The sequence below is a fragment of the Bradyrhizobium sp. SPXBL-02 genome (assembly GCF_051853065.1).
GTDB lineage: Bacteria > Pseudomonadota > Alphaproteobacteria > Rhizobiales > Xanthobacteraceae > Bradyrhizobium.
The window spans coordinates 8,132,207-8,153,298 of record NZ_CP182474.1; the positions used below are offsets into that span (position 1 = coordinate 8,132,207).

Sequence of the window (21,092 nt, forward strand, 5' to 3'; positions counted from 1 at the left end):
GTTAGTGGTTCTCCATGGGCGTGGCGTTCTTGCCGCGCAGCACGATGTCAAAGCGGTAGCACAACGCCCATTCGGGCTGGGTGTTCTCGAGGTCGAACGAGGAAACCATCCGCGCCCGCGCCTTCTCGTCCGGCACCGAGTTGAAGATCGGATCGAACGGAAACAGCGGATCGGCCGGGAAGTACATCTGCGTCACCAGCCGCGTGACGAAGGAATGGCCGAACACCGAGAGATGGATATGCGCGGGACGCCAGGCATTGTGGTGATTGCCCCAGGGATAGGCGCCGGGCTTGATGGTGACGAAGCGATAATAGCCGGACGCATCGCTCACGGTGCGACCCGCGCCGGTGAAATTCGGATCCAGCGGCGCCGGATGCTGATCGCGGACATGGACATAGCGGCCGCAGGAATTGGCCTGCCAGATCTCGACGAGCGAGTTCGGCACGCCGCGGCCGTCCTCGTCGCGCACATGGCCATGCACGATGATGCGCTCGCCGAGCGGCTCGCCCGCGTGCTGACGGGTGAGATCGTTGTCGCCCTCGCGCACGGTCTCGTGGCCGTAGACCGGTCCGGTCAACTCTGACAGCGTATGGGGCATCGGGATCAAGGGCTTGTTCGGCGCGCGCTTGATCGAGCTCTTGTAGTCGGGCGACAGCGGCAGCGGATGCGCCGCGTTGCTGCCGGTGGGATAGATGAATGTCATTGGCGAACTCCTCCCCGGCCATTTTAGGTCCGGCCGGTCAACGCTTCTGCCAATCATTATAGGATATAACTAATTTGGGAAAGCCGGTTTAGCGGCGTTCCCGCGCATGGCAGCCGGCCGCTCCCTACCTGATCGGCGCACGCGGAAGCACGGCCTGTCCGGCCTCGAGCCGGTAGGTATGGTCGAGCGAATACCAGGGCACGGAGGCGTCCTTCGCGGTCGGATGCGGCGTATCGTGGCGCACGAATTTGCCGATCAGAGCCTGTGTCACACCGAACTGCACGTCGCTGTCGATATGAGGGTCGCTCGGATCATACACCTGCGAGATCAGCACCTTGAATCCTGGCTTGAAGATCAGGGCGTGCAGATGCGCGGGACGATAGGGGTGGCGGCCCTGCGCCTCGAGCAGGCGGCCGACGACACCATCGGTCGGAATGGGATAGCCGACCATCATCACCGAGCGGAAGGAAAAGCGCCCGTCGGAATCGGACATGAACTTGCCGCGCAGGTTCATGTCGGCCTGCTCGGGGTCCTGGTTCTCGTAGAGGCCGACCGGCGAGGCGTGCCAGACATCGATCTCGGCACCCGCGACGGGCCGGCCGTCCCTGTCGACGACGCGGCCGCTGACGAACAGCGTGGCCCCCGGCGTTTCCGAGCGCACGATCGATCCGCCATTCTCGACCCGGGGCGAATTCAACCGCCAGAACGGCCCGAGCAATGATTGATCGGTCTCCGTATTGCCCTGATCGCCGTTGTTGAGCAGGCACACCAGCGAGGAGACGCCGAGCGACCCCGCCATCAGCACGACTTCGTTATGCGTGTCGGTGGTCAGCTTGCCGAGCTCGGCCACGATCGCCGTGGCATCGCGGAACTCCTTCTCGGTCAGGCGAACGTCGCGCACGAAGGCGTGCAAATGCTTGACCAGGGAGACCATGATCTCGCGCAGCCGCGGATCGGATGTCCGCTCCATCACCGCCAGTGCCGCGGCCGTGACGTCCTTCTCGCGCTCGATGATCATGGCCACCTCCCACCATCCGGTCGTTCCGGGCGCGAGTGAAAGGAGCGGCCCCGGAATCTTCACCTCTCCCCGCCTGCGGGGAGAGGTCGGATCGCCCTTGCGATCCGGGTGAGGGGGTACAGGTCCCACGGTCATCTCATCCGCGGAGAGAGGCCCCTCACCCCAACCCTCTCCCTAAGAACGGGGAGAGGGGGAGGATGGAGTCTTAATTCAGCTTTTCGATCGCAACCGCGACGCCCTGGCCGACGCCGACGCACATGGTGGCGAGCGCCAGCTTGCCGCCGCGCTTCTCCATGCCGTGCACGGCGGTGAGCGCGAGACGGGCACCGCTCATGCCGAGCGGATGGCCGAGCGCGATGGCGCCGCCATGCGGATTGACGAAATCGGCGTCATCGGCGACGCCGAGCTGGCGCATGCAGGCGATGCCCTGCGAGGCGAAAGCTTCGTTCAGCTCGATCAGGTCGAAATCGCTGATCTTCTTGCCGAGGCGTTCCATCAGCTTGCGGGTCGCCGGCACCGGGCCGATGCCCATGATCCGCGGCGGCACGCCGGCCGAGGCGAGCCCGAGGATGCGCGCTCGCGGCGTCAGGCCGTGCTTCTTCACCGCGGCTTCCGAGGCCAGGATCATGGCGGCGGCGCCGTCATTGACGCCGGAGGCATTGCCGGCCGTGACGGTGCCCGGATTGCGCACGATCGGCTTCAGCTTGGCCAGACCTTCCAGCGTGGTCTCGGGACGCGGATGCTCGTCCTTGTCGACCGTAACAGGACCGGCCTTGCCGCCAGGAATCGTGATGGGCGTGATTTCTTCCGCGAAATAACCCGCCGCGATCGCTGCGCCCGCACGCTGCTGCGAGCGAATGGCGAAGGCGTCCTGGTCGGCGCGCGAGACCTGGAACTCCTCGGCGACGTTCTCGCCGGTCTCGGGCATCGCATCGACGCCGTACTGTGCCTTCAGCAGTGGATTGATGAAGCGCCAGCCGATGGTGGTGTCGAAGATCTCGGCCGAGCGCGAGAAGGCCTCCTGCGCCTTGCCCATTACGAAGGGCGCGCGGGTCATCGACTCGACGCCGCCGGCAATCGCAAGCTCGATCTCGCCGGAACGGATGGCGCGGCCCGCGGCACCGACCGCATCGAGGCCCGAGGCGCAAAGCCGGTTCAAGGTCTGGCCGGGAACCGAATCCGGCAGGCCTGCGAGCAACAGCGCCATGCGCGCGACGTTGCGATTGTCCTCGCCGGCCTGGTTGGCGCAACCGAAGAAGACCTCGTCCACCTGTGCCCAGTCGAGCTTGGGGTGTTTTGCCATCAGCGCCTTGATCGGGGCGGCGGCGAGATCGTCGGCGCGCACCTTGGCGAGCGAGCCGCCGAAACGGCCGATCGGGGTCCGCACGGCATCACAGATAAAGACGTCACGCATCGTTGTTCTCCCTGAATGCCGCGATCCGGCCAAATTCTTCAATGTCGGCGGAGTTTTAGGAGCGCGCCTGCGGCAGGTCAATTGACGGTTTCGCGGGTGGCATATTCGAGCGATGTCATGAAACTCAGCCGTCATTCCGGGGCGCGACGAAGTCGCGAGCCCGGAATCCATAACCACGAGCCGGGGTTATGGATTCCGGGCCTGCGCCTATCGGCGCATCCCGGAATGACGACCGAGTGTGGCGCACACATCCCGCCATGCGGACAGCGTGGAAAACCCGCCCTCCCCAGCCAAACCGATAGGACGCTCAGGCGAAATTTTGTAGGTTGCGCCGCCCATGACCATGCAACAACCGATACCTGTTCCGCCGCCCGACGACACGCCCGCGCCGCAGGCCGAGGCTGCCGCGCGCGTCACGCCGATGATGGAGCAGTATCTGGAGATCAAAGCAGCGCATCAGGGCTTGCTGCTGTTCTACCGGATGGGCGACTTCTACGAATTGTTCTTCGAGGACGCCGAGATCGCTTCAAGGACGCTCGGCATCGTCTTGACCAAGCGCGGCAAGCACCAGGGCGCGGATATCCCGATGTGCGGCGTGCCGGTCGAGCGCGCCGAGGATTACCTGCATCGTCTCATCAGCGCCGGGCACCGCGTCGCGGTGTGCGAGCAGACCGAGGATCCCGCGGCGGCGAAAGCGCGGGGCAACAAGAGCGTGGTGCGCCGCGGCGTGGTGCGGCTGGTGACGCCGGGCACGCTGACCGAGGACACGCTGCTCGATGCGCGTGCCAACAACTACCTGTTGGCGATCGCGCGGGCACGCTCGTCCGCCGGCGGCGACCGCTTCGGCCTCGCCTGGATCGACATCTCGACGGCCGAATTCACGGTCACCGAGGTCTCGGGCGGCGAGCTCGCCGCGACCCTGGCGCGCATCAACCCGAACGAGGCGATCGTCACCGACGCGCTCTATAGCGACAACGAGCTCGGGCAGACCTTGCGCGAGCTGCCGGCGGTGACGCCGCTGACCCGCGACGTCTTCGACGGCGCCACTGCCGAGAAGCGGCTGTGCGACTACTTTGCCGTCGCGACCATGGACGGGCTCGCGCAGCTGACGCGCCTGGAAGCCACCGCCGCGGCCGCCGCCGTCACCTATGTCGACCGCACCCAGGTCGGCAAGCATCCGCCGCTGTCGCCGCCGGCGCGCGAGGCCTCGGGCGCGACCATGGCGATCGACCCGGCCACGCGTGCCAATCTCGAGCTGACGCGGACGCTCGCCGGCGAACGCCGCGGCTCGCTGCTCGACGCGATCGACTGCACCGTGACCTCGGCAGGCTCCCGCCTGCTGGCGCAGCGCCTGGCCGCGCCGCTGACCGATGCGCCGGCGATCGCGCGGCGGCTAGATGGGGTCAGCATCTTCGTGGCCGATTCCGCCGCGCGCGAGGACATCCGCAGCATTTTGCGCGGCGCGCCCGATATGTCGCGCGCTCTGGCTCGGCTCTCGGTCGGCCGCGGCGGGCCGCGCGACCTCGCCGGCATCCGCGACGGCATCATCGCCGCCGACCAGGTGTTGACGCGGCTCTCCGAGGTGGATCAACCGCCGCCGGAAATCGCGGCAGTGATGGCGGCGCTGCAGCGGCCGTCGCGCGAGCTTGCTGCCGAGTTCGCCAGCGCGCTCGACGAGCAGCTGCCGCTGATCAAGCGCGACGGCGGCTTCGTGCGCCAGGGCTACGAGCCCGCGCTGGACGAAGCGCGAAACCTGCGCGACGCATCGCGCCTCGTGGTCGCCTCGATGCAGGCGCGCTACGCCGACGCGACCTCCGTGAAGGGCCTCAAGATCCGGCACAACAACGTGCTCGGCTATTTCGTCGAGGTCACCGCCCAGCACGGCGACAAGCTGATGTCGCCGCCGCTGAACGCGACCTTCATCCATCGCCAGACGCTGGCGGGACAGGTGCGCTTCACCACCGCCGAGCTCGGCGAGATCGAGGCCAAGATCGCCAATGCCGGCGACCGTGCGCTCGGCCTCGAGCTCGAGATCTTCGAGCGGCTCTGTGGCAAGGCGCTCGCGATCAGCGACGATCTGCGCGCCGCGGCGCAAGGCTTCGCGCTGCTCGACGTCGCGACGTCGCTGGCCAAGCTCGCAGTCGACGAGAACTATGTGCGGCCCGAGGTCGACGGCTCGCTCAGCTTTGCGATCGAGGCGGGCCGCCATCCCGTGGTCGAGCAGGCGCTCAAGCGCAACGGCGAGCCGTTCATCGCCAATGCCTGCGACCTGTCGCCTGTACCCCCACCCTACCCTCCCCCGCAAGCGGGGGAGGGTAGGGTGGGGGCAGGCCAGCTCTGGCTGCTCACCGGTCCCAACATGGCGGGTAAATCGACCTTCTTGCGCCAGAACGCGCTGATTGCCTTGATGGCGCAGATCGGCAGCTTCGTGCCGGCCACGCGTGCGCGGATCGGCATCGTCGACCGCCTGTTCTCGCGCGTCGGCGCCGCCGACGATCTCGCCCGCGGCCGCTCCACCTTCATGGTGGAGATGGTCGAGACCGCGGCGATCCTGAACCAGGCCGGCGAGCGCTCGCTCGTCATCCTCGACGAGATCGGCCGCGGCACCGCGACCTTCGACGGCCTCTCCATCGCCTGGGCCGCGATCGAGCATCTGCACGAGAACAACCGCTGCCGCACATTGTTCGCGACGCACTATCACGAGCTGACTGCGCTCGCGGCCAAGCTGCCGCGCATGTTCAACGCCACGGTGCGGGTGAAGGAATGGCAGGGCAACGTCGTGTTCCTGCACGAGGTGCTGCCGGGCTCGGCCGACCGCTCCTACGGCATCCAGGTGGCGAAGCTCGCCGGCCTGCCGCCGGCGGTGATCACGCGCGCCAAATCGGTGCTGTCCAAGCTGGAGGCGCAGGACCGCGGCCAGACCGCGCGAGCCTTGGTGGACGATCTGCCGCTGTTCGCGGTGCCCTCACGCGCCGCCACTGAAGCCGCGCCGCCGAGCGACGCGGAGCTGCTGATGGAGGCGGTGAAGGCGCTGCACCCGGACGAGATGTCGCCGCGCGAGGCGCTGGATGCGCTGTATGCGTTGAAGGCCAAGCTGCCGAAGCCGTGATGGCCTGTAGGGTGGGTTAGCGAAGCGTAACCCACCATCTTCATTTCCGAGGAGATAGAAGAGGTGGGTTACGCCTTCGGCTAACCCACCCTACGATGCCCGCCTACCCCCGCGCCGCGATCGCCGCGGCTTCCGCGGCCGCGCGCTGCATGCTGGTCGACATCTCGTTGGTCACCGTGCTCTGCTCCTCGACGGCCGCGGCGGTCGAGGTGACGTATTCGCTGACGTTGTTGATCGCCTGCTTGATCGAGCCGAGTGCGCTAACGACGTCACCCGAGATGCCGTTGAGGCTGCCGATTTCCTGGCCGATCTTGTCAGTGGCCTGCTTGGCCTGGTTGGCAAGGCTCTTCACTTCGGACGCCACCACGGCAAAGCCGCGGCCGGCTTCACCGGCGCGGGCGGATTCGATCGTGGCATTCAGCGCGAGCAGATTGATCTGGCCGGTGATGCTGTTGATCATCTCGACGATCCCGCTCATCGCTTGCGCGGCTTCGGTGAGGCGCTGGGCCTGGGCATCGGCCGCGGCGACCTGGTCGACGGCGCTCATCGCGGTCTCGCGCGACTTGGTCATGGCCTCGGAGATCTCCCGCACCGAAGCGTTGAGCTCCTCCGAGCCGGCGGCGACCGATTCCATCATGCCGCGAACGCGCTCGTTGCCCATGCGGACCAGCACCTGCTTGGTGGTGTCGGTGGCATATTTCACGACCTTGACCGGCTTGCCGTTGAGATCGAAGATCGGGTTGTAGGAGGCTTGGATGTAGACTTCCTTGCCGCCCTTGCCGATGCGCTTGTATTCCCCGGCTTGGTATTGACCGCGACCAAGCGCAGCCCAGAATTCCCGATAGGCGGCGCCGTCGCGCTCACTGGGCTCGACGAACATGCTGTGATGCTTGCCCTTGATCTCGGCCAGCGAATAGCCGAGTGCGCCCAGGAAGTTGGCATTGGCCGTGATGACCGTGCCGTCCATGTTGAACTCGATCACGGCCTGCGCCTTGTCAATCGCCGCGATCTGACCTGCGATATCGGCGGTCTTCAGCTTCTCGGCAGTGACGTCAGTTGCGAACTTGACGACTCCATACGGCTTGCCGCTCTCGTCGAGCAGCGGATTGTAGGAAGCGAGGATCCAGACCTCGCGGCCGCCCTTGCCGATACGCTTGAACTCGCCGGCCTGGTATTCGCCGCGGTTGAGCTTGGCCCAGAATTCGCGATAGGCAGCGCCGTTGCGGTCAGCCTCGGCCACGAACAAGCTGTGATGCTTGCCCTGAATCTCGGCGAGCGAATAGCCGAGTGCCTTGCAGAAATTCTCGTTGGCGGTGACGATGGTACCGTCGAGCTTGAACTCGATGACGGCCTGGGCACGGCTGCTGGCGGCGATCTTCGAGGCGTCCGTCATGCTCCGGATCTTCTTCTCGGTGATGTCGGTCGCGATCTTGGCGACCATCACCGCCTTGCCGTCGCCGTCGAGCACCGGATTGTAGGATGCTTCGATCCAGACCTCGTGGCCGTCCTTCGCGATTCGCTTGAACTCGCGCGCTTGATACTCGCCACGGTTCAATGCGGCCCAGAACGCCTTGTACTCGGCGCGGTCGCGCTGGTCGGCCGGCACGAACATCGAATGATGCTTGCCCTGGATCTCCTCGAGCCGATAGCCGAGCGCGTCGAGAAAATTCTTGTTGGCCGTGATGATCGTCCCATCAAGTTTGAATTCGATCATCGCCTGCGAACGGCCGATGGCATCGAGCCGCGCCTGTGCATCAATGTGGGACTTACGGCCGAACATTCAGGTGTCTCCTCGTTGAGAAATCATTATGCGTGGCGCGCGCAGCGTCGCGCTAGCGCTCGACGTTTCGGCTCGTCGTTTACGACTTTGGTACTGATGGAACTTCTGCCCCGTTATCCAACGGGGCCGCCTCGACAGCTGACGAGTAAGCGTAGGGTCAAGACACAAAGATTAAATTAACGACATTATCGGAAACGCGCAGTCAAACACCGCAGAACTACCGGCTGAGCACCGCAAAGGTCCCGTACCAACTTACGTTTCGATGCGCAGCCTTCTGCGTCCACGCCACCACAGCGTCAGATTCCAGGCCACGCAGGTCCCGAGTGCGACGCACAAGCCGACTGCGGAACCGAACCACACGACTGCAACGTGCAGGACGGCGACGGCCATGCCAAATCCGAGCAGGCCCCAGGCGGAGTTGGCGAGCACGGCGGCGGTCGGCGATCCGCCGATGCGCGGATGCAGGATCACCATCATGCTGGAGAACACCACGGGAAAGAGTGCGATGATGCCGCTGATGCGCGGGCCGACCCAGCTCGATGTCGACACCACGATGGCGACGAGGGTCGCAACCAGCGCAGCACGCATCGGCACGTCGTACCAGCGGCGCATCACCAGTGGCATCTTCACATGGCGATAGCGTGCGAGCAGTGGAATGCAGATGCCGAATGCGATCAGATTGGCGGCAAGCCCGGCCGTGAGCGTCCAGTCGAACTGGCGGATGATCGAGGCCATCCCGATCCACACCGCGAAAGCGCTTCCGCAACTCACCACGAGAGTGTGCCGCTGCGACAGCACAACGTAAGTGAGGCACATGAAGATCGTCGCCGCATTGACCGGCAGGCTCGCCAGCGCGCCCTGCGCGATGAAAGCGGCGTCGTGGTCGATCGCAAGAAAGACGTAGGACGGCCCCGCCGACACCGGCAGGGTCGCGATCAGCGCGCCGATCACCGGCCCCGAGCGTTCGGTGATGATCGACGCCGTCACCACGAACGCCGCCGCGATCGCCATGCGCAGGAAGAGAAAGAGGAGGACGTGGAGGTCGAGGGACATTTTTTTGTGCCGGGCAAGCGGCGCGCTGATCCGGACAGAAAGCGAAGTTATTCAGTCCGTCATTCCGGGGCGGGCGAAGCGGCGCGCCCCGGGACGACGCCAATTGGTGGGATGACGACCTGCGTCCTCACATCCGCTGCATCGACACCGAAACCTTCGGGCCGTTCTTGATGGTCTGGTAGACCACGCAATAGCGCTCGGTGAGCTTGAGCAAGAGATCGAGCTTGTCCTGCGGCGCTGACGTGTCGACCTCGAAGCGCAGGCGGATCTCGGCGAAGCCGACCGGCGTCTCCTTGTCGACGCCGAGCGTGCCGCGGAAGTCCAGATCGCCCTCGGCGTAGACGTTGCCGGTCTTCAAGGGCACCTCGATTGCGGTCGCGACCGATTTCAGCGTGACGCCGGCACAGGCGACCAGGGCTTCGAGCAGCATGTCGCCGGAGCAGAGCTCGAGGCCGGAGCCGCCGGTGGCGGGATGCAGACCAGCCATCGCGATGGCGCGGCCGGTCTCGACCTTGCAGGCGATGCCTTCGCTGTCGGTGGAACCCTTGGCCGTCAGCGTGATGAGCGCGGCCTTGGGATCGGTCTTGTAGCGCTCCTTGATCGGAGCCTGCATCTGGCGCAGCTCTGCGGCGTCCATCTTGTTCTCTCCCGGGGTATGATGCCTGCCGATGTACCGGCTCGCGGCGAGATTGTCACCACCACATGGCCTGACCGGGACCCTGGGTTGCGTCGCGGTCGGGAACGTTGCGGTCGAGCGACCGGTCGAGTGACGTCAGCACACTGCGCTTGAAATTCTCGAACAGCGGCGAATTGCGGTCGCGCGGCCGACCGAGATTGATCTCGATCTGATCGAACAGCCGCCCCGGCCGCGGCCGCATCACCAGCACGCGATCGGCCAGCACCACGGCCTCGTCGACGTCATGCGTGACGAGGATCAAGGTCGGCCGCGTATCGGCCCAGAGGTCGAGCAGATGGTCCTGCAAATCCCTGCGGGTGAAGGCATCGAGCGCGGAAAACGGCTCGTCGAGCAGCAGCACCTCCGGCTGCGGCACCAGCGCGCGGGCGATCGCGACGCGCTGCGCCTGTCCGCCCGACAGCTCGCGCGGCCAGGCCTGCGCCTTATCAGCGAGGCCGACGCGGGCGAGCACACGCGCGACCATCTCGTGCCGCTCGGCCGCGGGCAGGCCGGCAAGGCCGAAGCCGATATTGTCGGCGACGCTGAGCCAGGGCAGCAGCCGCGGCTCCTGGAAGATGATGCCGATCTTGGCATGCGGCGAGCCGATCGCCTCGTCGTCGAGCGTCACCGTGCCAGAGCTGGCGCGATCGAGGCCGGCGATGGCGCGCAGCAATGTTGATTTGCCGCAGCCGGAGCCGCCGATAATGGCGATGATCTCGCCTTGCCTGATCTCGGCCGAGAAGCGCGCCAGCGCCTCGACGCCGTTGGGATAGGTCTTGCTGACCCGGTCGAGCGCCAGCATCGCCTCAAGCTCCCTTTGCCCGCCCGAAGGCGTCCTGCCAGCGCAGGAACGGTGCGGCGGCCAGCTCGATCAGCCAGTCGGTGAGCTTGCCGAGGATGGCGAAGATGACGATAGCGGCCAGGATCTGCGCGGGCTTGCCGAGCTGCTGGCCGTCGAGCAGGAGATAGCCGAGGCCTTCGGAGGCGCCGATCAATTCGGCTGCGACCACGAACATCCAGCCGAGGCCAAGACCGACGCGCAAGGACACGACATAGGCCGGCAGCACCGCCGGCAGCAGGATGCGGCGGATCATTGCGGGTCCCGACAGGCGAAAGGTGCGGCCGACCTCGACGATCTTGCGATCGACCGAGAGGATGGCGCCCATGACGCCGAGATAGACCGGGAAGAACACGCCGACCGCGATCAGCGCGATCTTCGAGGTCTCGAAGATGCCGAGCCAAAGGATGAACAGCGGTACCCAGGCGAGCGAGGGAATCGCGCGCAACGCCTGCACCGTCGGATCGAGCAGCCGGCGCGCCAGCGACCAGTAACCGGAGATGGCACCTAACAGCGTGCCCGCGACCACGCCGAAGGCGAAGCCGAGCGAGACGCGCCACAGCGTCGCCGTGATGTGGCGGACCAGCTCGCCGGAACGGGCGAGCTCGCTAATGGTAGCAAACACGCGCGAAGGCGGCGGCACCAGGCGCCCGTTGGACCAGCCGAGCCACACCACGAGCTCCCAGCCCAACGCGAGCGTCAGCGGCAGCACCACGCCCAGCAGCGGCCGCGCGTAACGCGACAGCCGTGAGGGCACAGGCGCGCTCTCGGCTGTATCAGGGGTTTGCTGCAGGACTGGCGCGTCGGAGATCATGGCCGGTAGGAAGCGCGTCTGGTTGTGGAATGCAACAGGACTATCGCCGCGCCCTCGCCTGTCGTCCCGGGCTCGCTTCGCGCCCCGGGACGGCGGCGGTCTCTATTGCGCGCGCTTGCCTCTTCCCTGCGAACTAATTCGTTGGTAGCGGAACCTGGTCGTCGATCAATGCATCGAGCGTCGCCTTGAGGTCGACCTTGGCATCGACGACGCCGGCCTGCTGGAGCGCAAGGCCGGCGGCGAGGATCGACTCGCGCTGCGGCGCGCCGATGCGGCTGTGGGTGAGCTCGGTGCGCTCCTTGAGCTGCTTGTCGACCACGGCCTCGGGCAGCTTCGTCACCGCGATGAAGGTCTTCTTCAGCTCGTCGTAATTCGCCAGCGAATATTTGCGCGCCTCCTCGTAAACCGCGAGGACGCGGCGCGCGATGTCGGGATGATCCTTCAGGAACTGCTCGCGCACATTGAGGATGCCCCAGGTGTTGGCGTCGGCCTTGCGATAGAACAGCTTGGCGCCCTCCTCGACCTCGGCCTGCGCCATCATCGGATCGAGGCCGGCCCAGGCATCGACGTCGCCGCGGATCAGCGCGGTCTTGCCGTCGGCGTGCTGGAGCAGCACCGGCGTGATGTCCTTCTCGGTGAGGCCCGCACCGAGCAGTGCGCGCACCAGGAAGATGTGCGGGTCGGTGCCGCGCGTGACCGCAACGCGCTTGCCCTTGAGGTCGGCAACGCCGGCGATCTTGGACTCCTTGCCGGTCACCAGCGCGGTCCATTCCGGGCGCGAATAGACGTAGATCGACTTGATCGGGTTGCCGTTGATGCGGGCGACCAGCGCCGCCGAGCCCGCGGTCGAGCCGAAATCGATCGAGCCGGCGTTGAGGAATTCGAGCGCCTTGTTGGAGCCGGCCGACTGCACCCAGGTGACGGTGATACCGTCCTTGGCGAACTCCTTCTCCAGGAGCCCCTTCTGCTTCAGCACCAGCGACACCGGATTGTAGGTCGCCCAGTCGATGCGGATCTCCTTGAGCGGGTCCGCCGCCTTCGCCGCTTGGGTCAATGCGAGCGCCAAAGCTCCCGCCATAACAATAATTCGTGCAATCCCAGCCATGCTCAGCCTCCTGAAAACTTCATTGTTTTTCAATGAGTTATATCTAGAGGTCAACGAGAAAATCCGCCCTCCGAAAGCGCGCCGGCCGAGAACAGATTTGCCCGAAGCCGCAGCTTTCCAGCATGGAACGGCTATTGCCAGAGAATGGCGGGTGACAGCGCCTGTCACCTCTTATATCCGGTGAGACATGGACAGCGTCGCGACTGAGCACAAGGCCGAGGTGGACGATCGCTTCGATACCGCGCGGATCACCGCCGCGGTCGATGCGCTCGCCGAGAAGCACGAGGGGCGCGAGGACGCGTTCCGCACGGCGATGGCGCAATTGCTCAAGGCCGAGCTGATCGCGGCGCGCGCCGCCGCGCAGGCGATCCTTCTGAAGGACCGCCACGGCCGCCGCTGCGCCGAGCGGCTGTGCCACGTGCAGGACGAGATCATCCGCATCCTGTATTCGGCCGCGACGCGCCATCTCTACCGCTCGCCGATCCCGAGCGGTGCCGAGCGCATGGCGGTGGTGGCGACCGGAGGCTACGGCCGCGGCCTGATGGCGCCGGAATCGGACATCGATCTGCTCTTCATCCTGCCCTACAAGCAGACCGCCTGGGGCGAGCAGGTCGCCGAAGCCATCCTCTATTGCCTCTGGGACATGGGACTGAAGGTCGGTCACGCCACGCGATCGGTCGACGAATCGATTCGGCAGGCGCGCGGCGACATGACGATCCGCACCGCGATCCTGGAGACGCGCTTCCTCACCGGCGACAAGCCGCTCTACGACGAGCTGGTCGAGCGCTTCGACAAGGAGGTGGTGCAGGGCACCGCGTCCGAATTCGTCACCGCAAAGCTCGCCGAGCGCGAGGAGCGCCATCGCCGCGGCGGCCAGTCGCGCTATCTGGTCGAGCCGAACGTCAAGGACGGCAAGGGGGCCTTGCGCGACCTGCACACGCTGTTCTGGATCGCCAAATACGTCTACCGCGTGCGCGATACCCACGAGCTGGTCGGGCGCGGCGTGTTCGACGCGCAGGAATATCGCACCTTCCGCCGCTGCGCCGACTTCCTCTGGTCGGTGCGCTGCAATCTGCACTTCTACTCTGGCCGCGCCGAGGAGCGCCTGTCCTTCGATCTCCAGCGCGAGATCGCGATACGTCTCGGCTACACCTCGCATCCGGGCATGCAGGACGTCGAGCGCTTCATGAAGCACTACTTCCTGGTCGCCAAGGAAGTCGGCAACCTCACCGCCATCCTCTGCGCCAAGCTCGAGGACCAGCAGGCCAAGCCCGCGCCGGTGCTGAGCCGGGTGATGGCGCGGCTGCGACCGACCGCGGTGAAGCGGCGCGTCCCCGACAGCGACGACTTCATCGTCGACAACAACCGCATCAACGTCGCCGCGCCCGACGTGTTCAAGCACGACCCGGTCAATCTGATCCGCATCTTCCGCCTCGCGCAGAAGAACAACCTCGCCTTCCACCCGGACGCGATGCGCGACGTGACGCGCTCGCTCGGCCTGATCAACGCGGGCTTGCGCGAAAATCCCGAAGCCAACCGACTGTTCATGGAGATCCTGACCTCCGACAATGCCGAGATCGTGCTGCGGCGGATGAACGAGACCGGCGTGCTCGGCCACTTCATTCGCGCCTTCGGCAAGATCGTCTCGATGATGCAGTTCAACATGTATCATCACTACACCGTCGACGAGCACCTGATCCGCTGCATCGGCTTCCTGCAGGACATCGAGCGCGGCGGCATCGAGGAGTTCGCGCTGGCGAGCGACCTGTTCCGCAAGATCCGGCCCGAGCACCGCGCGGTGATCTACATCGCAACGCTGCTGCACGACGTCGCCAAGGGCCGGCCCGAGGACCACTCCATCGCCGGCGCCAAGGTGGCGCGGCGGCTCTGCCCGCGGCTCGGCTTCAGCCCGGCCGACACCGAGCTCGTGGCCTGGCTGATCGAGGAGCACCTGACGATGTCCACGGTCGCGCAGTCGCGCGACCTCTCCGATCGCAAGACCATCGAGAATTTCGCTGCCGTGGTGCAGTCGGTGGAGCAGATGAAGCTCCTGACCATCCTGACCACCGCCGACATCCGCGGCGTTGGCCCGGGCGTGTGGAACGGCTGGAAGGCGCAGCTCCTGCGCTCGCTGTACTACGAGACCGAGCCGGTGCTGACCGGCGGCTTCTCGGAAGTCGACCGCGGCAAGCGCCTCGCCGTTGCGCACACCGAGTTCCGCATGGCCTTCGCCGAATGGCCGAAGGACGAGCTCGATGCCTATATCGGCCGGCACTATCCGGCCTATTGGCTCAAGGTCGAGCTGCCGCGCAAGATCCGGCACGCCCGCTTCGTGCGTTCCAGCGAGCAGGCCGGCCACAAGCTCGCGATCAATGTCGGTTTCGACGAGGTGCGCGGCGTCACCGAGCTGACGATCTTCGCCGCCGACCATCCCTGGCTGCTGTCGATCATCGCCGGCGCCTGCGCCTCGGCCGGCGCCAACATCGTCGACGCCCAGATCTACACGACAACCGACGGCCGTGCGCTCGACACCATCTCGATCTCGCGCGAATACGATCGCGACGAGGACGAGGGACGGCGCGCCACGCGCATCGGCGAGATGATCGAGGACGTGCTGGAGGGCAAGCTGCGCCTGCCGGAAGTGGTGGCGCGGCGCACCGTGCGCAGCAAGGCAAAGCCGTTCGTGATCGAGCCGGAAGTGACCATCAACAACCAATGGTCCGACCGCTACACCGTGATCGAGGTCTCCGGCCTCGACCGGCCCGGCCTGCTCTACGAGCTGACCACGGCCATCTCCAAGCTCAACCTCAACATTGCGTCAGCTCATGTCGCGACCTTCGGCGAGCGCGCGCGCGACGTGTTTTACGTCACCGACCTCTTGGGTGCACAGATCAACGCGCCGACGCGCCAGGCCGCGATCAAGAGCGCGCTGACCCATGTGATGGCCGGCGACAAGGCGGTGCAGCCCGCGGCGTGACGAGCGATCGGGGGATTCTCTCCACTCGTCATTCCGGGGCGCCGCGCAGCGGCGAACCCGGAATCCATCAAGCAACACCGACAGTGCCGGTGAATGGATTCCGGGTTCGCGCTTCGCGCGCCCCGGAATGACGAGTGGAGGGGTTGGCGCGTTGCGTCTTCAAACCTCCACACCCTCGTGCCGCAGCAGCCAGCGCTTGCGCGCGAGACCGCCGCCGTATTTCACCAGCGAGCCGTCCGCACCGATCAGGCGGTGACAAGGCAGCACCACGCTGATCGGGTTGGAGCCGTTGGCGTGGCCGACGGCGCGAATCGCGTTGGGCATGCCGATGGTTGCGGCGAGTGCGCCGTAGCTCAGCGTGGTGCCGGCGGGAATTTGCGCCAGCGCGGTCCAGACCTTCTGCTGAAACGGCGTGCCGGCGGTGCGCCAGGCGATGCCGGAGAGCTGGCCGAGCTCGCCTTCGAAATAACGCGAGAGCGCGGTGCGCATCTCTGCCGGCGCCGGCCGATCGCTGAGATCGACCGTCCCGTAATGCAGACGCAACAGCTCGCGCATCCGATGCTCGTAATCATGCCAATCGAGCGCCCGCAGCTTGCCCTCGGCATCGGTGACCAGCAGCGCGGTCCCGATCGGCGTCGCCAGGCGATCGAGGCCGAAGCGTTCAGGGAGCTTGGTTGATCGGATGGGCATGCAGCACCAGGCGGTCGAAACACATCGATCGCACTTGCCATGGTGGCCGTGCTAACGTCCACCCGAAAGCTGATGCTTTTGGGGGAGCTCACCTTGATCCTGATCGCCAATGTCCTGGTGGCGCTGGTCGCCGCGCTGCACGTCTTCTTCCTGGCGCTAGAGATGTTTCTCTGGGACAAGCCGCTGGGCCTGAAGGTGTTTCGGAATTCGCCCGAGAAGGCCGAGATCACCAAGGTGCTGGCCGCCAATCAGGGCCTCTATAACGGCTTTCTCGGTGCCGGCCTGATCTGGGGCCTCGTCCACGGCAACCCGGCCTTCGCGTTCCAGATCAAGGCGTTCTTCCTGCTCTGCGTGATGGTGGCCGGCGCCTATGGCGCGGCGACCGTCAGCACGCGGATCTTGATGGTGCAGGCGTTGCCGGCGGCAATCGCGCTGATTGCACTGTTTCTCGCCTGAGACGCTACGGCGCAGCGCCGCGATCCTTGCACTGCGGCGAAGCTTCCTCCACAATCTTCAGCAGCGATGGCGACCGTTGCAATCAACGGAGAAAGACCATCGGCCTAAAATTCCGTCAGGAGGAACTAACCAACATGAACAATCGCAGAGCCTTCATAGCGGCCACGGCGGCGTTCGCCGTCGCCGTCTCGACCAGCCAGGCGCTCGCCCAGAAGAAATACGACACCGGCGCTAGCGACACCGAGATCAAGATCGGCCAGACCGTGCCGTTCTCCGGCGCCTATTCCGTCTATGCCAATATCGGCAAGACCCAGGCCGCGTACTTCAAGATGATCAACGATCAGGGCGGCATCAACGGCCGCAAGATCAACCTGATCCAGTATGACGACGCCTATTCGCCGCCGAAAACCGTGGAGCAGGTGCGCAAGCTCGTCGAAGGCGACGAGGTGCTCTTCACCTTCCAGCTGATCGGCACAGCCGCGAACGCCGCCGTGCAGAAATACCTCAACGGCAAGAAGGTGCCGCAGCTGCTCGCCTCGACCGGCGCCGCCCGCTTCAACGATCCGCAGAACTATCCCTGGACCATGGCCTACAATCCGAACTACGTGTCGGAGGGACGGATCTACGCAAAATACATTCTCGCCAATCATCCCAACGCCAAGATCGGCGTGCTCTACCAGAACGACGACATGGGCCGCGACTATCTCGCCGGCCTCAAGAGCGGCCTCGGCGACAAGGCCGCCAGCATGATCGTCGGCGAGGTCTCCTATGAGGTGACCGACCCGACCGTCGACTCGCAGGTGGTCAAGCTGAAGTCGATGGGCGTCGACCTGTTCTATGACGCCTCGACGCCGAAATTCGCGGCGCAGGCGATCAAGAAGCTCGCCGACCTCGGCTGGACACCCGTGCACATCCTCGACATCAACGCGAGCCCGGTGTCGGCGACGCTGAAGCCGGCCGGCCTCGACATCTCCAAGGGCATCATCTCGACCAACTACGGCAAGGATCCGGGCGATCCCCAGTGGAAGGACGATCCGGGCGTGAAGGCCTTCTTCGCCTTCATGGACAAGTATTTCCCGGAAGGCGACAAGCTCAACACCGTCAACACCTACGCCTATTCGGTCGCCGAGCTGCTGGTGCAGGTCTTGAAGCAATGCGGTGACGATCTGACGCGCGAGAACGTCATGAAGCAGGCCGCCAGCATCAAGGGCTTCGTACCGAGCCTGGGGCTGCCCGGCATCAAGATCAACACCGGCGCGAACGACTATCGCGTCAACAAGCAGATGCAGATGATGAAGTTCAACGGCGAACGCTGGGAGCTGTTCGGACCGATCATCGAGGACACGGGCCCGTCCGGCTAGGCGAAGAGACGACGCGCCTACCTCAACGACGTCATGCCCGGGCTTGTCCCGGGCATCCACGTTCTTGGGTCGTCAAGGAAGCCGTGGATGGCCGGGTCAAGCCCGGCCATGACGATCGAGAGAGCTTCCTACTTGGCGTTCAGGTCGGTATCTCCCCAAAATTCTTCCCGACCGGCAGCACGGCGTGCCGGATCAGCCGCGAATCCTCGACCGCGGCCTGGCGGTGCTTCACCGCCTCGCGATAGACGGGGTCGCGGATCATCTCGACGAAGGCGGCGACGCTCGGATATTCGGCGATGAAGCAATGGTCCCAGCGCTCCTCCTGCGGGCCGATCAGCATCAGCTCGAATTTGCCCTGCCAGACGATGCGGCCGCCGAGACGTTCGAACACCGGGCCGCTTTCGCGGCCGTAGGCCGCATAGGCTTCCGCGCCGCTGGCCTTGCGTCCGTCAGGATAGGCAGCCTCTTTGCGCAGGCGGACCAGGTTCAGCATGTGGATCGGGCCCGGGCGATCGTTCTCCCGGAATTGCGCGAAGATCTCCTTGGTCGGATCAATATGGCCCATGGCGCTCCCTCTTCTATTGGAGCCGGCGATCCTAGCCTTGCCGCCCCGGAAGCGGAACTGCGGCCGGCGAATGCCGCATCTCCTAATCGCGCGTTAACGCCGGGGTAACCCGGCCTTAAACAGCGACCGCTAGCGTCTCGGCGGGGCGGGCTGACCGGGCGTTTGGCGTATGGCGTGGGGAAAGAAAAAGGGTGCGCGGAAGGAGCCGCTGTTCGGCTTGCCCGCGGCGCTCGCCGATCTGCGCCTGACCGCCGCGGACCGCGTTCCCGGCGGCGACGACAAGCCGAAGAAATCTGCCAAACCATCCGCCAAGCGCAAGAGCGAGGATGCCGGCGACGAGCCGCCGCGCGAGCGCAAAGCGCCAGCCAGCCGCGGCGGCGCCAAGCGGCGATCAAAGTCGCGCTTCGGTGCCGGCCTCGGCCGCCTGGTCTATTGGGGCGCGGTGCTGAGCCTGTGGGGCGTCATCGCCGTGATCGGCGTCGTGATCTATGTCGGCGCCCATTTGCCGCCGATCCAGTCGCTGGAAATCCCCAAGCGCCCACCGACGATCCAGATCGTCGGCATCGACGGCAGCATGCTGGCGCAGCGCGGCGAGATGGCCGGCGCCAATGTCGCACTGAAGGATCTGCCGCCGTATCTACCCAAGGCGTTCATCGCCATCGAGGACCGCCGCTTCTATTCGCATTTCGGCATCGACCCGGTCGGCATCCTGCGCGCGCTGGTCACCAACGTCCTCCATCGCGGCGTGTCACAGGGCGGCTCGACCTTGACACAGCAGCTCGCGAAAAACCTGTTCCTGACCCAGGAGCGCACCCTGCAGCGCAAGCTGCAGGAGGTGGAGCTCGCGATCTGGCTGGAGCGCAAGCACTCCAAGGACGAGATCCTGGAGCTCTATCTCAACCGCGTCTATTTCGGCTCCGGCGCCTACGGCGTCGAGGCGGCGGCGCAGAAATATTTCGGCAAGTCGGCGAAGAACGTGACGGTCGCGGAGGCCGCGATGCTGGCCGGCCTCGTCAAATCGCCGTCCCGCCTTGCCCCGAACCGCAACCCCGAAGGCGCCGAAGCGCGGGCGCAGATCGTGCTCGCGGCGATGGCGGATGCGAAATTCATCACCGACGCGCAGGCGAAGGCCTCGATCGGCCATCCCTCCTACAACGTGAAGCCGGCGGGCGCCGGCACGGTGAACTACGTCGCCGACTGGATCGGCGAGGTGCTGGACGATTTGGTCGGCCAGATCGACGAGAGCATCAAGGTCGAGACCACGATCGATCCGAAGCTGCAGAGCGTCGCCGAAGCCGCCATCATCGACGAGCTCGCGGCCAAGAGCGTGAAGTTCAACGTCAGCCAGGGCGCGCTGGTGGCGATGACGCCCGATGGCGCCGTGCGCGCCATGGTGGGAGGTCGGAACTATTCCGACAGCCAGTACAACCGCGCGGTCACCGCCAGGCGCCAGCCGGGCTCCTCGTTCAAGCCGTTCGTGTACCTCACCGCGCTCGAGCAGGGGCTGACGCCCGATACGATGCGCCAGGATGCGCCGATCGAGGTCAAGGGCTGGAGACCTGAGAACTACACCCATGAATATTTCGGCGCGGTGACGCTGACGCAGGCGCTGGCGATGTCGCTCAACACGGTCGCCATCCGCCTCGGCCTCGAGGTCGGGCCGAAGAACGTGGTGCGCACCGCGCACCGGCTCGGCATCTCCTCCAAGCTCGAGCCCAACGCCTCGATCGCGCTCGGCACGTCGGAGGTCTCAGTCGTCGAGCTGGTCGGCGCCTATGCGCCGTTCGCCAATGGCGGCCTCGCGGTGGCGCCGCATGTCGTCACAAGGATCAGGACGCTGAGCGGCAAGCTGCTCTACATGCGCCAGCCGGAGGAACGTAACCAGGTCATCGACCCCCGCTATGTCGGTATGATGAATGCGATGATGCGGGAGACGCTGATATCGGGCACAGCCAAGAAGGCGGAGATCCCGGGCTGGCCGGCGGCCGGCAAGACCGGCACCAGCCAGGATTACCGCGACGCCTGGTTCATCGGCTACACCGCGAGCCTCGTCACCGGCGTCTGGCTCGGCAACGACGACAACTCGCCGACCAAGAAGGCGACCGGCGGCGGCCTGCCGGTGGAAGTCTGGTCGCGCTTCATGAAGACCGCGCTCGAGGGCGTGCCGGTGGCAGCCTTGCCGAGCTCGCCTAGCGGCTGGGGCCTGTCGAACCTCGCGCAGGCGGCCTCGCAGGTGTCGCCGCCGACCCCGGCGGCTCCGCCGCAAGCGAACGCCGGCGGCTATCGCCCGCCGCCTCCGACGCGCGCCAATGTGCGGCCCGAGGCAGCGGCCGGGCTCGACGGCTGGCTGATGGATCGGCTGTTTGGCGGGAATCGGTAGCCGCAGGCTGAGGCCCTTCGGCGCCTCACAACAAAAACTGCGAAAACAACCCCATGCACAGTAGAACGCGATGTCCGGCGTGACGCGTGGTGGATCACTCGAAGCATTTGATGCGACGGGGTTAGTCAGGCAAACGGCGCAATCGTCGCGAAA

At 65.7% G+C, this 21,092-nt stretch carries 16 protein-coding genes; 5 read left to right on the forward strand and 11 right to left on the reverse strand.

Annotated elements, in window-relative coordinates:
* Position 1: 1 nt before the first annotated feature.
* The 3 genes from pcaH to pcaF all read right to left on the reverse strand — a co-directional run bounded on the left by pcaH (position 2) and on the right by pcaF (position 3,135).
* The gene (gene pcaH / locus ACNJYD_RS37760) at positions 2–703 is read right to left on the reverse strand and encodes a protocatechuate 3,4-dioxygenase subunit beta (protein ID WP_172788909.1); all 702 of its coding nucleotides are present in this window, start codon (positions 701–703) and stop codon (positions 2–4) included.
* A gap of 124 nt (positions 704–827) precedes the next feature.
* Entirely contained in the window at positions 828–1,721 is an 894-nt protein-coding gene (locus ACNJYD_RS37765) for a dioxygenase family protein (RefSeq protein ID WP_212255817.1), read from the reverse strand.
* A 205-nt stretch (positions 1,722–1,926) separates the two neighbouring features.
* Positions 1,927–3,135 (reverse strand): 3-oxoadipyl-CoA thiolase, encoded by a 1,209-nt coding sequence (pcaF, locus tag ACNJYD_RS37770; protein WP_212255815.1) that lies wholly within the window; start codon positions 3,133–3,135, stop codon positions 1,927–1,929.
* 337 nt (positions 3,136–3,472) lie between these two features.
* On the opposite strand from pcaF, the gene mutS reads away from it, so the two are divergent.
* Positions 3,473–6,244: a DNA mismatch repair protein MutS gene (gene mutS / locus ACNJYD_RS37775; protein ID WP_212255814.1), complete on the forward strand. Its 2,772-nt coding sequence runs from the start codon at positions 3,473–3,475 to the stop codon at positions 6,242–6,244.
* A gap of 103 nt (positions 6,245–6,347) precedes the next feature.
* On the opposite strand, the gene ACNJYD_RS37780 is transcribed toward mutS, so the two are convergent.
* From ACNJYD_RS37780 to ACNJYD_RS37805, 6 genes are all read right to left on the reverse strand, one after another.
* The gene (locus ACNJYD_RS37780; protein ID WP_212255812.1) at positions 6,348–8,024 is read right to left on the reverse strand and encodes a methyl-accepting chemotaxis protein; all 1,677 of its coding nucleotides are present in this window, start codon (positions 8,022–8,024) and stop codon (positions 6,348–6,350) included.
* A 252-nt stretch (positions 8,025–8,276) separates the two neighbouring features.
* Complete coding sequence (locus ACNJYD_RS37785) at positions 8,277–9,077, reverse strand: hypothetical protein (RefSeq protein WP_212255804.1); 801 nt, start codon at positions 9,075–9,077, stop codon at positions 8,277–8,279.
* A gap of 127 nt (positions 9,078–9,204) precedes the next feature.
* A complete protein-coding gene (locus tag ACNJYD_RS37790) occupies positions 9,205–9,714 on the reverse strand; it encodes an OsmC family protein (protein ID WP_212255803.1) in 510 nt (169 codons plus the stop codon).
* Between the two features lie 55 nt (positions 9,715–9,769).
* Entirely contained in the window at positions 9,770–10,555 is a 786-nt protein-coding gene (locus tag ACNJYD_RS37795; protein WP_439364949.1) for an ABC transporter ATP-binding protein, read from the reverse strand.
* Between the two features lie 4 nt (positions 10,556–10,559).
* Positions 10,560–11,405, reverse strand: a complete 846-nt coding sequence (locus ACNJYD_RS37800) for an ABC transporter permease (protein ID WP_212255801.1) — start codon at positions 11,403–11,405, stop codon at positions 10,560–10,562.
* 133 nt (positions 11,406–11,538) lie between these two features.
* Entirely contained in the window at positions 11,539–12,510 is a 972-nt protein-coding gene (locus tag ACNJYD_RS37805) for an aliphatic sulfonate ABC transporter substrate-binding protein (RefSeq protein ID WP_212255800.1), read from the reverse strand.
* Between the two features lie 187 nt (positions 12,511–12,697).
* Between ACNJYD_RS37805 and ACNJYD_RS37810 the strand changes: the two genes are divergently transcribed.
* Entirely contained in the window at positions 12,698–15,487 is a 2,790-nt protein-coding gene (locus ACNJYD_RS37810; protein ID WP_172787909.1) for a [protein-PII] uridylyltransferase, read from the forward strand.
* 159 nt (positions 15,488–15,646) lie between these two features.
* On the opposite strand, the gene ACNJYD_RS37815 is transcribed toward ACNJYD_RS37810, so the two are convergent.
* Positions 15,647–16,177 (reverse strand): methylated-DNA--[protein]-cysteine S-methyltransferase, encoded by a 531-nt coding sequence (locus tag ACNJYD_RS37815; RefSeq protein WP_212255793.1) that lies wholly within the window; start codon positions 16,175–16,177, stop codon positions 15,647–15,649.
* 72 nt (positions 16,178–16,249) lie between these two features.
* Here ACNJYD_RS37815 and ACNJYD_RS37820 point away from each other — a divergent pair, with 72 nt between their 5' ends.
* Both ACNJYD_RS37820 and ACNJYD_RS37825 read left to right on the forward strand, forming a co-directional pair.
* The gene (locus tag ACNJYD_RS37820) at positions 16,250–16,633 is read left to right on the forward strand and encodes a DUF1304 domain-containing protein (RefSeq protein WP_246570886.1); all 384 of its coding nucleotides are present in this window, start codon (positions 16,250–16,252) and stop codon (positions 16,631–16,633) included.
* Between the two features lie 134 nt (positions 16,634–16,767).
* Positions 16,768–17,994, forward strand: coding sequence for an ABC transporter substrate-binding protein (locus tag ACNJYD_RS37825; RefSeq protein WP_172787912.1), 1,227 nt, complete (start codon positions 16,768–16,770; stop codon positions 17,992–17,994).
* 139 nt (positions 17,995–18,133) lie between these two features.
* On the opposite strand, the gene ACNJYD_RS37830 is transcribed toward ACNJYD_RS37825, so the two are convergent.
* A complete protein-coding gene (locus tag ACNJYD_RS37830; protein ID WP_025033272.1) occupies positions 18,134–18,559 on the reverse strand; it encodes a DUF1330 domain-containing protein in 426 nt (141 codons plus the stop codon).
* Between the two features lie 169 nt (positions 18,560–18,728).
* Between ACNJYD_RS37830 and ACNJYD_RS37835 the strand changes: the two genes are divergently transcribed.
* Complete coding sequence (locus ACNJYD_RS37835) at positions 18,729–20,939, forward strand: transglycosylase domain-containing protein (protein ID WP_212255789.1); 2,211 nt, start codon at positions 18,729–18,731, stop codon at positions 20,937–20,939.
* Positions 20,940–21,092 lie beyond the last annotated feature (153 nt).